Raw genomic sequence first — 12,679 nt, 5'->3', positions numbered from 1 at the left:
ATCACCCACGAGCCAGAACCTTGCGCAGCGCTTCGAGGAAGCGGCTGTTTTCCGCCGGCAGACCGATAGTCACCCGCAGATGGTTCGGCATGCCGTAGTTGGCCACCGGACGCACGATCACGCCTTCGCGCAGCAGGCCCTGGAACACCGGAGCCGCCACCTGACCGAGGTCGACGCAGATAAAGTTGCCCTTGGACGGAATCCAGCTCAGATCCAGCTCGCGGAAACCCGCTTCCAGCTGTTGCATGCCGGACTCGTTGAGCTGACGGCTCTGAGCCAGGTATTCCTCGTCCTTCAGCGCCGCACACGCCGCGGCCAAGGCCAGGCTGTTGACGTTGAACGGTTGCCGTACGCGGTTCAGCACGTCCGCCACTACCGGAGTGGAGAGGCCATAACCAACGCGCAGCGCCGCCAGACCGTAGGCCTTGGAGAAGGTGCGCGAGACCAGCAGATTCGGGTAAGCCGCGAGGAAATCCAGACCATCCGGCAGATCGCTGCCTTCGGCGTATTCGATGTAAGCCTCGTCCAGCACCACCAGCACGTGCTCCGGTACGTCCTGCAGGAACTCGTCCAGCGCTTCGGCACCGAACCAGGTACCGGTCGGGTTGTTCGGGTTGGCGATGAACACGACGCGGGTGTTGGCGTCGATGGCGGCCAGCATCGCTGGCAAGTCATGCCCCCAATCCTTGGCCGGAACCACTTTGGCCTGAGCGCCGACCGCCTGGGTCGCGATCGGGTAGACCGCGAACGCGTGCTCACTGAACACCGCGTTCAGGCCCGGCGCCAGGTAGGCCCGCGCCACCAGCTCGAGAATGTCGTTGGAGCCGTTGCCCAGGGTCACCTGGTTCAGCTCGACGCGGCACTGCTCGGCCAGCAGGGACTTCAGGGCAAAACCGTTGCCGTCCGGATAACGGGTCAGCTCGTCCAGCGCTTCGCGGATTGCGGCCAGCGCTTTCGGGCTCGCACCCAGCGGGTTTTCGTTGCTCGCCAGCTTGACGATGCTCGCCGGATCCAGATCCAGCTCGCGCGCCAGTTCGTCCACGGGCTTGCCCGGAACGTATGGCGAAAGTTGTTGCACGCCCGGCTGTGCCAGAGCGAGGAAGTTGCCACTCATTTGCTACCGCCCCTTAAAGAACTGCTTTCGGGTAGGAACCCAGCACCTTGAGTGCTACTGCTTCCTGACTGATCTTTTCCAGTACACCTTTGATCAGCGGATCACGGTGATGGCCGACGAAGTCGATGAAGAACACGTAGGTCCATTTACCGCTGCGCGACGGACGGGTTTCGATCCGGGTCAGGTCGATCCCGTTGTCATGGAACGGCACCAGCAACTCATGGAGCGCGCCGGGCTTGTTGCTCATGGACACGATGATCGACGTCTTGTCGTCGCCGGTCGGCGGCACTTCCTGATTACCGATCATCAGGAAGCGCGTGGAGTTGTCCGGACGGTCCTCGATCTTCTCGGCCAGACGGGTCAGGCCGTACAGCCCGGCCGCCATGTCACCGGCGATCGCCGCCGAATTCCACTCACCCTTGACCCGCTTGGCCGCCTCGGCGTTGCTGGACACCGCCACGCGCTCGACATTCGGGTAGTGGGCGTCCAGCCACTTGCGGCACTGGGCCAGCGACTGAGCGTGGGAATAGATGCGGCTGATACTGTCGGTCTTGGTGTTTTCACCGACCAGCAGATGATGGTGAATCCGCAGCTCGACTTCGCCACAGATGACCATGTCGTGCTCGAGGAAGCTGTCGAGGGTGTGGTTGACCGCGCCCTCGGTGGAGTTCTCCACCGGCACCACGCCAAAATTCACCGCACCGGCCGCCACTTCACGGAACACTTCGTCGATCGCCGCCATCGGCTTGCTGATCACCGCGTGACCGAAGTGTTTCATGGCTGCCGCTTGTGTGAAGGTGCCTTCAGGCCCCAGGTAAGCCACTTTCAGCGGGTTCTCGAGGGCCAGGCACGAGGACATGATTTCGCGGAACAAGCGCGCCATCTCTTCGTTGCCCAGCGGCCCCTTGTTGCGCTCCATCACGCGCTTGAGGACCTGCGCCTCACGCTCGGGACGATAGAACACCGGCTGCTCGCCTTCGGCCAGGCTGGCCATCTTGACCCGGGCAACCTCTTCGGCGCAGCGTGCACGGTCGCTGATCAGCTGGAGGATCTTCTCATCAAGGTTGTCGATGCGAACGCGCAGCGCCTTGAGTTCCTGCTCGGACATCAGGAATGCTCCTTCTCGAACTCAGCCATGTAACCAACCAACGCTTCAACCGCATCCAGGCCCAGGGCGTTGTAGATCGAGGCACGCATGCCGCCGACCGAACGATGGCCCTTGAGGTTGAGCAGGCCACGAGCATCGGCGCCGGCCAGGAATGCCTTGTCCAGACGCTCGTCAGCCAGGCGGAACGGCACGTTCATCCAGGAGCGGGCATTGACGCTGATCGGGTTGGTGTAGAAGTCGCTGTTGTCGATGAAGCCGTACAGGCGATCTTTCTTTGCCTTGTTGCGCTGCTCCATCGCGGCGACACCGCCCTGCTCCTTCAGCCACTCGAAAACGAGGCCCGAGAGGTACCAGGAATAGGTGGCCGGGGTGTTGTACATCGAACCGTTGTCGGCCGAGATCTTGTAGTCGAGCATGGTCGGGCACGAACTGCGGGCACGGCCCAACAGGTCTTCACGGACGATCACTACGACCAGACCGCTTGGGCCGATGTTCTTCTGCGCGCCGGCGTAGATCAGGCCGTACTGCGACACATCGATCGGGCGCGAAAGGATATCGGAGGACATGTCCACCACCAGCGGAACGTCACCGGCCTCGGGAACCCAGTCGAACTGCAGGCCGCCGATGGTTTCGTTGGACGCATAGTGCAGATAGGCCGCACCCGGGGTCAGCTTCCACTCGTTCTGACCAGGAATGGTCAGGTAATCGTAGGGCTTGGCGCTGGCGGCAACGTTGATGTTGCCGAAGCGACGCGCTTCCTCAATGGCTTTTTTCGACCAGATGCCGGTCTCGACATAGTCGGCAGTGCCGTTCTCGGGCAGCAGGTTCAGCGGAATCTCGGCGAACTGTTGGCTCGCGCCGCCCTGCAGGAACAGCACTTTGTAGTTGGAGGGGATGGACAGCAGATCGCGCAGGTCCTGTTCGGCTTTTTCGGCGATAGCCACGTAGTCATCACTACGATGGCTCATCTCCATGACCGACAGACCCTTGCCGTGCCAGTCGAGCATCTCGGACTGGGCACGCAACAGGACAGCTTCAGGCAGCGCAGCGGGACCTGCGCAGAAGTTAAAGGCTCGTTTGCTCACATCCACTCTCGCTATGCAATCACGGTAGCGGACAGAGCAAACACTCTGCCCTGCTACGATTTGGTTAGTCTTGCGACTCTTCTTCGTCTGCGGCGTCCGCCTGCAGGTTGTCGACCGCATCGTCCGGCTCGGCGCCGATCACGCCTTCTTCCAGTTCGACACCTTCTTCACCTTCAAACTCTTCACCCTCGACTTCCGACGGCTCCTGGACCCGCTCCAGACCGACCAGGGTTTCATCCTTGGCCAGCTTGATCAGGGTCACGCCCTGGGTGTTACGACCCAGGCTGGAGACTTCGTCGACACGGGTACGCACCAGCGTGCCCTGGTCGGAAATCAGCATGATTTCTTCGCCGTCCTGCACCTGAACCGCGCCGACCAGACGGCCGTTACGCTCGTTGCTGACCATGGCGATAACGCCCTGGCCGCCACGCTTGTATTCAGGGAACTCGGTGATCGCCGTGCGCTTGCCGTAGCCACGCTCGGAAGCCGTCAGGATCTGGCTGCCCTCTTCCGGGATCAGCATGGAAATCAGCTTCTGCCCTTCCGGCAGACGCATGCCACGTACACCGCGAGCGGTACGACCCATGGCGCGAACTTCGGATTCCTTGAAGCGAGTCACCTTGCCGCCGTCGGAGAACAGCATGATTTCCTGCTCGCCATCGGTGATGGCAGCGGAGATCAGGATGTCGCCCTCGTCCAGCTCCAGCGCGATCAGACCGACGCTGCGCTGACGGCTGAAGGCCACCAGCGGGGTCTTCTTGACGGTACCGTTGGCGGTCGACATGAAGATGAACGGTGCCTTCTTGCGGTCGGCAGCCTTGATGCGCGCGCGGCGCTCTTCTTCGGTTTCGTTGCTGTTTTCGATGTCTTCTACATCTGCCTCGGCGCCTTCGGCTTCTTCTTCATCAGCCTGACGCTTCATGGCTTCGAGATCGACCGGCAGCATGGTGGTGATGTATTCACCGTCATCCAGCGGCAGCAGGTTGACCAGCGGACGACCACGGGCGGCGCGGGACGCTTCCGGAATCTCGTAGGTCTTGAGCCAGTACACCTTGCCCTTGCTGGAGAACAGCAGCAGCGTGGTGTGGCTGTTGGCGACCAGCAGGTGAGCGATGTAGTCCTCATCCTTCACGCCGGTTGCCGACTTGCCTTTACCGCCACGACGCTGAGCCTGGTACGCAGCCAGTGGCTGGGTCTTGGCATAACCACCGTGGGAGATGGTCACGACGCGCTCTTCTTCCGGGATCATGTCGCCCAGGGTCAGGTCGAGGCGTGCATCGAGAATCTCGGTGCGGCGCACGTCGCCGTATTCGGCACGGATCACTTCCAGCTCTTCGCGGATCACTTCCATCAGGCGCGTGGCGCTGTTGAGGATGCGGATCAGCTCGCCGATCTGGTTGAGGATTTCTTGATACTCGGCCAGCAGCTTTTCGTGTTCCAGACCGGTCAGGCGGTGCAGACGCAGCTCCAGAATGGCTTGCGCCTGTTCCGGCGACAGGAAGTACTTGCCGTCGCGCAGACCGTATTGCGGATCGAGGTTTTCCGGACGGCACGAATCGGCACCGGCGCGCTCGACCATGGTCATCACCGCGCTGGATTCCCACGGCGTGCTGACCAGTGCTTCCTTGGCTTCCGACGGCGTCGGCGAAGCCTTGATCAGGGCGATCACCGGGTCGATGTTCGACAGGGCGACAGCCTGGCCTTCGAGGATGTGACCACGCTCGCGGGCCTTGCGCAGTTCGAACACGGTACGGCGGGTAACCACTTCGCGACGGTGACGGACGAAGGCTTCCAGCAGATCCTTGAGGTTCAGGATCCGTGGACGGCCGTCGATCAGCGCAACGATGTTGATGCCGAATACCGACTGCAGCTGGGTCTGGGCGTAGAGATTGTTGAGGATCACCTCAGGCACTTCGCCGCGACGCAGCTCGATCACGACGCGCATACCGTCCTTGTCGGACTCGTCGCGCAGTTCGGTGATACCTTCGAGTTTTTTCTCTTTTACCAGCTCGGCGATCTTCTCGATCAGACGCGCCTTGTTCAGCTGGTAAGGCAGTTCGGTGATGACGATCTGCTGACGGCCACCGACCTTGTCGATGTCTTCGATGATCGAGCGGGCGCGCATGTAAATGCGGCCACGGCCGGTGCGGTAGGCTTCGATGATGCCGGCGCGACCGTTGATGATCGCGGCGGTCGGGAAGTCCGGACCGGGGATGTATTGCATCAGCTCATCGACAGTCAGCTCGGGGTTGTCGATGAGGGCCAGGCAACCGTCGATGACTTCACCGAGGTTGTGCGGCGGAATGTTGGTCGCCATGCCCACGGCGATACCGCTGGAACCGTTGACCAGCAGGTTCGGCACGCGGGTCGGCATGACCGCCGGGATCAGTTCGGTGCCGTCGTAGTTCGGCACCCAGTCCACGGTTTCCTTGTGCAGGTCGGCCAGCAGCTCGTGCGCCAGCTTGGTCATGCGCACTTCGGTGTATCGCATGGCCGCGGCGTTGTCGCCGTCCACCGAACCGAAGTTGCCCTGACCGTCCACCAGCAGATAACGCAGCGAGAATGGCTGCGCCATACGGACGATGGTGTCGTACACCGCGGTATCACCGTGCGGGTGATACTTACCGATCACGTCACCGACGACACGGGCAGATTTCTTGTACGGCTTGTTGAAGTCGTTGCCCAGCTCGCTCATCGCGAACAGCACGCGACGGTGCACGGGCTTCAAGCCATCGCGCGCATCCGGCAGTGCACGGCCGACGATCACGCTCATCGCGTAATCGAGATAGGACTGTTTCAGCTCGTCTTCGATATTGACCGGGAGGATTTCTTTGGCCAGTTCGCCCATGAGAAGCCTGATTCCTTTTTCTGGTGAAACTTCGCCATATCCATAGGGGACGCACGAAGCTCGTCGATGCAGGCCGAGTGCCATGCGCCGACTTACGACAAATCGACAAGTTGACCCTGGATTTGCGCAGTGAAGACAACCCCGTGGGACTGCCTCGGAAAACGCCGGATGTTATCACAAGAGCCGCCACGCACCTATCCCCCAGATGCGCATGGAGCATAGTTAGATGACCGATGACAGGCTTAACGGGGACGAGAGAGGCTCAGAGCTTCTCCGAATGCAAATTTCGAGACGAAATTGCGGATGTTTATTGACTTTCAAGGCCCCATCGCTGGCAAGCCAACTCCCACCGGGGCCATGCCTGGCACAAAACCTGTGGGAGCCGGCCCGCTGGCGATAGCCAATTAGCGGGCGCTGAACACCTTTAATGCAAGCGCTTGCGGCACATCAGCTGGGCCATTTTCGCGGTGTCCGGGCGCTCGACGATGCCTTTTTCGGTGACGATCGCATCGATCAGGTCCGCCGGGGTCACGTCAAATACCGGATTGAACGCCTCGACATCAGCGCCAACACGCTTGCCGCCGACTTCCAGCAGTTCGGCGCCGTCGCGCTCTTCGATCGGGATGTCATCACCACTGGCCAGGTTCATGTCGATGGTCGAACTCGGCGCCACCACCATGAAACGCACACCGTGATGCATGGCATTGACCGCCAGTTGATAGGTACCGATCTTGTTCGCCACGTCGCCGTTGGCGGTGATCCGGTCGGCACCGACGATGACCCAGGTTACGCCTTTGGTTTTCATGATGTGCGCGGCAGCCGAGTCGGCGTTCAACGTTACCGGAATGCCTTCGTTGGCCAGTTCCCACGCGGTCAGGCGCGAGCCCTGCAGCCACGGCCGGGTTTCGTCGGCGTAGACACGCTCGACCATACCCTCGATGAAGGCGGCGCGGATCACCCCGAGCGCCGTGCCAAAACCACCGGTGGCCAGGGCGCCGGTATTGCAGTGAGTCAGAATGGCCTGGGCATTGCCCTGATGCTTGCGGATCAGGTCGACACCAAGCTGGGCCATGGTCAGGTTGGCTTCGCGATCGCTTTCATGAATGGCAATGGCCTCGGCTTCGAGCGCCTCCAGCGGATCGGCGTTGTCCTTCAGGCGATCCAGCCGGTCGTGCATGCGATTCAACGCCCAGAACAAGTTGACCGCCGTCGGACGGGAATCGGCCAGCAGCATGAAATCCTCTTCCAGCGCGGCATACCAGTCGCCACCTTCGGCAATCCGGGCACGGGCCGCCAGCACGATGCCGTACGCGGCACTGATGCCGATGGCCGGCGCACCGCGCACCACCATCGAGCGAATCGCTTCGGCCACGCCGGCGGCGCTGGTGTAGGCGATCCAGTTTTCCTCGAACGGCAAAACGCGCTGATCCAGCAGGTGGAGCGCGCCATCACGCCAATCGATGGCCTTCACTTTCTCCGCAGCCAACAGTCGATCGCGCATCCCTCACCCCGCACTCATGAACAAAAGCCGCCGATTATAGCGATCCCCCCGCGAAGACGCTCGGGTATACTTCGCCATCCTTTACAAAAGCACTGGAACCGACCCTCGATGCCGAAACCTGCCATTGCGCTCGACTTATTATTGCTGCCGACCTGGCTGGTACCCGTCGAACCCGCAGGCGTTGTGCTCAAGGAGCATGGCCTGGGCATCCGCGACGGTCGCATCGTGTTCATCGGCCCGCGCGCCGAAGCCTTGAAGTGTAACGCCGCCGAAGTCCGCGAATTGCCGGACGTTCTGCTCGCCCCCGGCCTGATCAATGCTCATGGCCACGCCGCCATGACCCTGTTCCGCGGCCTCGCCGACGATCTGCCGTTGATGACCTGGCTGGAAAACCACATCTGGCCGGCCGAGGGCAAATGGGTCGATGAAGATTTCGTGCGTGACGGCACCGACCTGGCCATCGCCGAGCAGATAAAAGGTGGCATCACCTGTTTTTCGGACATGTATTTCTTCCCGAAGGTTGCCAGCGAGCGCGTGCACAACAGCGGAATCCGTGCGCAGATCGCCATTCCGATCCTCGATTTCCCGATTCCGGGCGCCGCCAGCGCCGATGAAGCCATTCGTCAGGGCGTCGAACTGTTCGGCGACCTGAAGCATCACGAACGCATCAAGATCACTTTCGGCCCTCATGCACCCTACACCGTTGGTGATGAGAACCTGGAAAAAATCCGCGTGATCGCCGAGGAGCTGGACGCTTCGATCCACATGCACGTCCACGAGACCGCCTTCGAAGTGCAGCAAGCGGTCGAACAGCGCGGCGAACGTCCGCTGGCCCGCCTCGGCCGACTGGGCCTGCTCGGCCCGCGCTTCCAGGCCGTGCACATGACCCAGATCAGCGATGACGACCTGGCGTTGCTGGTAGAAAGCAACACCAGCGTGATCCATTGCCCGGAGTCGAACCTGAAACTGGCCAGCGGCTTCTGCCCGGTAGAACGCCTGTGGCAGGCCGGGGTCAACGTGGCGGTCGGCACCGATGGCGCAGCGAGCAACAATGATCTGGACCTGCTGGGCGAAACCCGCACCGCTGCGCTGCTGGCCAAAGCCGTCGCCGGCTCCGCCACCGCGCTGGACGCCCATCGGGCGCTGCGCATGGCGACACTGAACGGCGCGCGGGCCTTGGGGATCGAAGCAGAGACCGGCTCCCTGGAAATCGGCAAGGCCGCGGACATTGTCGCGTTCGACCTGTCCGGCCTGGCCCAGCAACCGGTCTATGACCCGGTCTCGCAACTTATTTACGCCACCGGCCGGGACTGCGTAAAACACCTGTGGGTTGCAGGCAAGCAACTGCTCGACGACCGGCGCCTGACGCGCCTGGACGAACAACAGCTCGGCGAAACCGCCCGGGCCTGGGGCCGGCGCATCAGCGGCCACACCGAATCGTAAACACCCCGGGGCAAACTCCGGGGCTACAGCCTTTTTCAAGTTTTAGAGGATTGAATCATGAGCAACGTCGACCACGCCGAAATCGCCAAATTCGAAGCACTGGCCCATCGCTGGTGGGACCGCGAAAGCGAGTTCAAACCGCTGCACGACATCAACCCGCTGCGGGTCAACTGGATTGACGAACGCGTCAACCTGGCCGGCAAGAAAGTCCTCGACGTCGGCTGCGGCGGCGGCATTCTCAGCGAAGCCATGGCCCAGCGCGGCGCGACCGTGACCGGCATCGACATGGGCGAAGCGCCGCTGGCGGTCGCACAACTGCATCAGCTGGAATCTGGCGTGAACGTCGAGTACCGGCAGATCACCGCCGAAGCCCTGGCCGAAGAAATGCCCGAGCAGTTCGACGTCGTCACCTGCCTGGAAATGCTCGAACACGTACCGGATCCATCCTCGGTGATCCGCGCCTGCTTCCGCATGGTCAAGCCTGGCGGCCAGGTGTTCTTCTCCACCATCAACCGCAACCCGAAGGCGTACCTGTTCGCCATCGTCGGCGCCGAATACATCATGAAGCTGCTGCCGCGCGGCACCCACGACTTCAAGAAATTCATCCGCCCGTCCGAGCTCGGCGCCTGGAGCCGCATGGCCGGCCTCACCGTCAAGGACATCATCGGCCTGACGTACAACCCGCTGACCAAGCACTACAAGCTGGCGGCGGACGTTGACGTCAACTACATGATCCAGACCCTGCGCGAGGAATAAGCCGATGGCCATCAGAGCAGTCCTTTTCGACATGGACGGCACCCTGCTCGACACCGCGCCGGATTTCATCGCGATTTGCCAGGCGATGCGCGCGGATCGCGGTTTGCCGCCGATGAACGACAAGCATATCCGCGACGAGATCTCCGGCGGCGCCAAGGCCATGGTCGCGGTGACGTTCTCGATGGATCCGGAGTCGCCGGGCTTCGAGGAGTTGCGCCTTGAGTTCCTCGAGCGCTACCTCGCCGGCTGCGCCGTGCACAGCAAGCTGTTCGACGGCATGGGCGAGCTGCTGGCCGATATCGAGAAAGCCAACCTCATCTGGGGCGTGGTCACCAACAAGCCGCTGCGCTTCGCCGAACCGATCATGCAGCAACTGGGGCTGGCCGAGCGCTCGGCCCTGCTGATCTGCCCGGATCACGTGAAGAACAGCAAACCGGATCCCGAGATGCTTGAGCTTGCCTGCAAGATGCTTGATCTGGATCCGTCGACCGTTCTGTTTGTCGGTGATGATCTGCGCGATATCGAATCCGGCCGTGACGCGGGCACCAAGACTGCCGCCGTGACCTATGGCTACATTCACCCGGACGACAATCCGCGGCACTGGGGCGCGGACGTGGTGGTGGATCATCCGCAGGAGTTGCGCAAGGTGATCGATAACGCTTTGTGCAGTTGCTGATTCGGGCACGCTCCATTCCCATGCCGGTCGTGGGAACGATCAGAAGTTAATGGACTAGAGGTTTTTTATGTTTGATTACTCCGCTCGCCCCGAATTGCTCAAGGATCGGGTCATTCTGGTCACCGGTGCCGGTCGCGGCATCGGCGCTGCCGCCGCGAAAACCTACGCGGCCCACGGCGCGACCGTGCTGCTGCTGGGCAAGACCGAAGCCAACCTGACCCAGGTCTACGACGAGATCGAAGCGGCCGGGCATCCGCAGCCGGCGGTGATCCCGTTCAACCTCGAAACCGCCCTGCCCCATCAATACGATGAGCTGGCAGCAATGATCGAATCCGAGTTCGGACACCTCGACGGCCTGCTGCACAACGCCTCGATCATTGGCCCTCGCACGCCGATCGAGCAGTTGTCCGGTGAGAACTTCATGCGCGTCATGCAGGTCAACGTCAATGCGATGTTCATGCTCACCAGCACCCTGCTGCCGCTGCTCAAGCTGTCCCAGGATGCCTCGGTGGTATTCACCTCCAGCAGCGTCGGCCGCAAGGGACGCGCCTACTGGGGCGCCTATGGCGTGTCGAAGTTCGCCACTGAAGGCCTGATGCAGACCTTGGCTGATGAAGTCGACGGCGTAGCACCGGTACGCTCCAACAGCATCAACCCGGGCGGCACCCGCACCAGCATGCGCGCCCAGGCATATCCGGGGGAAAACCCGCTGAACAACCCGACGCCGGAAGAGATCATGCCGGTCTATCTGTACCTGATGGGTCCGGACAGCACGGGCATCAACGGCCAGGCATTCAACGCCCAGTAATGCCATACGTCGCTTTTGTTACCGCGGCGGATTCCCGTCGCGGCATACATTTGCCGCTTTGCGCAGGCCCGTTTCAGTCAAATTACCACCACTGGATTTCAAGCTATAAATTCAACTCTTTGATTCACAAAGGTTTTAATAAAACCTGAACTGAGTGGCACGACTTTCGCTCTACATTCCCTCAAAGCACGCCGAGTGAAGGCAGTCGGGCAAGGCCTGATTTCGATAGCTGACTAATCGTCATCGGGCAGACTAAACTTGTGCCAAATGTCCTACGGGACTGATGGATCAGTATGACGCGCAGCCCATAGCCGCTCTCACCCAGCCTGTAAGACAGACTTACTGCTTAGGGGCTCACGCCATATGAAATCACCCTCCCAGACCACTGCAATTGACTTCGACAGTGCCAAATTGCAACGCCTGGGCTTTGGTCAGCTGCCTCCGCTGCTGCAGCGACCTGTCAGCCTGGCGCAATTGCGCCAGCAAATGAGCCTGCAACTGCAAACCAGCCTTGAGCCTCAACGCATCCTGGGTCTGTTTTTCCGCGAAGTTCAGCGCCTGGTACCGCTCGATGCCTTGAGCTACGTGCACAGCGGCAGTGACTTGCGCCTGGAGTTCGGTGCCCGCGGTCATCACTCGGCCAGCTACAGCCTCAGCCACGACGGCGAGCACATGGGCGAGCTGGTGTTCCGCCGCAACCAGCGCTTCAGCGAGCAGGAACTGGGCAATCTGGAATCGCTTCTGTCGTCCCTGCTTTACCCGATGCGCAATGCGCTGCTCTACCGCGTTGCGACGCAGACTGCCCTGCGCGATCCATTGACCGGCGCCGGCAACCGCATCGCCATGGAGCAGACCCTGCAGCGGGAAATCGAGATGTCCCGTCGACACCTGCAACCGCTGTCACTGCTGATGCTGGACATCGACCATTTCAAGCAGGTCAACGACAGCCATGGTCACACGGCCGGCGATGAAGTGCTCAAAGCCGTCGCAGCGTCGATCAAGGACCAGTTGCGCAACGTCGACATGGTGTTCCGCTACGGCGGGGAGGAGTTTTTGATTCTGCTGTCCAACACCAGCCGCGAAGCCGCCGCGATGGTCGGCGAACGCCTGCGGTATGCAGCACAGGCCCAGGACTATTACGCCGATGGCCAGTTGATCGAACTGACCGTGAGCCTTGGTTGCTCGACCCTGCTGCCGGGCGAGTCCGCCGACAGCCTGCTGCGCCGGGCCGACAGCGCGTTGTACGTGGCCAAACGCGAAGGGCGCAATCGCCTGACAATGGCCGGCTGAACTGACTCTGCCAGACAAAAACGGGAGCACATGGGCTCCCGTTTTTCATT

Annotated in this window: 10 protein-coding genes; 5 read left to right on the top strand and 5 right to left on the bottom strand. The window is 61.5% G+C overall.

Going from position 1 to position 12,679, the window contains the following annotated elements; genetic code table 11:
- Position 1: 1 nt before the first annotated feature.
- From hisC to mtnA, 5 genes are all read right to left on the bottom strand, one after another.
- The gene (hisC, locus tag AC07NR_RS25220; RefSeq protein WP_438299352.1) at positions 2–1,114 is read right to left on the bottom strand and encodes a histidinol-phosphate transaminase; all 1,113 of its coding nucleotides are present in this window, start codon (positions 1,112–1,114) and stop codon (positions 2–4) included.
- 13 nt (positions 1,115–1,127) lie between these two features.
- Complete coding sequence (gene pheA / locus AC07NR_RS25215) at positions 1,128–2,222, bottom strand: prephenate dehydratase (RefSeq protein WP_007950913.1); 1,095 nt, start codon at positions 2,220–2,222, stop codon at positions 1,128–1,130.
- The gene (gene serC / locus AC07NR_RS25210) at positions 2,222–3,307 is read right to left on the bottom strand and encodes a 3-phosphoserine/phosphohydroxythreonine transaminase (protein ID WP_085607237.1); all 1,086 of its coding nucleotides are present in this window, start codon (positions 3,305–3,307) and stop codon (positions 2,222–2,224) included. Before serC ends, pheA begins: the two co-directional genes overlap by 1 nt.
- Before the next feature lie 64 nt (positions 3,308–3,371).
- Positions 3,372–6,155, bottom strand: a complete 2,784-nt coding sequence (gene gyrA, locus AC07NR_RS25205) for a DNA gyrase subunit A (RefSeq protein ID WP_114884663.1) — start codon at positions 6,153–6,155, stop codon at positions 3,372–3,374.
- Positions 6,156–6,579: 424 nt separating this feature from the next.
- Entirely contained in the window at positions 6,580–7,656 is a 1,077-nt protein-coding gene (gene mtnA / locus AC07NR_RS25200; protein WP_114884665.1) for an S-methyl-5-thioribose-1-phosphate isomerase, read from the bottom strand.
- Between the two features lie 108 nt (positions 7,657–7,764).
- On the opposite strand from mtnA, the gene AC07NR_RS25195 reads away from it, so the two are divergent.
- From AC07NR_RS25195 to AC07NR_RS25175, 5 genes are all read left to right on the top strand, one after another.
- Positions 7,765–9,099, top strand: coding sequence for a TRZ/ATZ family hydrolase (locus AC07NR_RS25195; protein WP_495079707.1), 1,335 nt, complete (start codon positions 7,765–7,767; stop codon positions 9,097–9,099).
- Positions 9,100–9,156: 57 nt separating this feature from the next.
- Positions 9,157–9,855 carry a bifunctional 2-polyprenyl-6-hydroxyphenol methylase/3-demethylubiquinol 3-O-methyltransferase UbiG gene (ubiG, locus tag AC07NR_RS25190; protein ID WP_007950906.1) on the top strand — a complete coding sequence of 233 codons (699 nt, stop codon included), beginning with the start codon at positions 9,157–9,159 and terminating at the stop codon, positions 9,853–9,855.
- A gap of 4 nt (positions 9,856–9,859) precedes the next feature.
- A complete protein-coding gene (mupP, locus tag AC07NR_RS25185; RefSeq protein WP_134827711.1) occupies positions 9,860–10,531 on the top strand; it encodes an N-acetylmuramic acid 6-phosphate phosphatase MupP in 672 nt (223 codons plus the stop codon).
- Between the two features lie 67 nt (positions 10,532–10,598).
- The gene (locus AC07NR_RS25180) at positions 10,599–11,339 is read left to right on the top strand and encodes a YciK family oxidoreductase (RefSeq protein WP_085710824.1); all 741 of its coding nucleotides are present in this window, start codon (positions 10,599–10,601) and stop codon (positions 11,337–11,339) included.
- Positions 11,340–11,702: 363 nt separating this feature from the next.
- A complete protein-coding gene (locus tag AC07NR_RS25175; RefSeq protein WP_085710825.1) occupies positions 11,703–12,629 on the top strand; it encodes a GGDEF domain-containing protein in 927 nt (308 codons plus the stop codon).
- The last annotated feature ends 50 nt before the right edge of the window (positions 12,630–12,679 follow it).

The sequence above is a fragment of the Pseudomonas sp. GW821-FHT09C09 genome, from assembly GCF_059418105.1.
The sequence above is the reverse complement of the archived record's forward strand: the minus strand, read 5'-3'. Positions and strand labels throughout refer to the sequence as shown.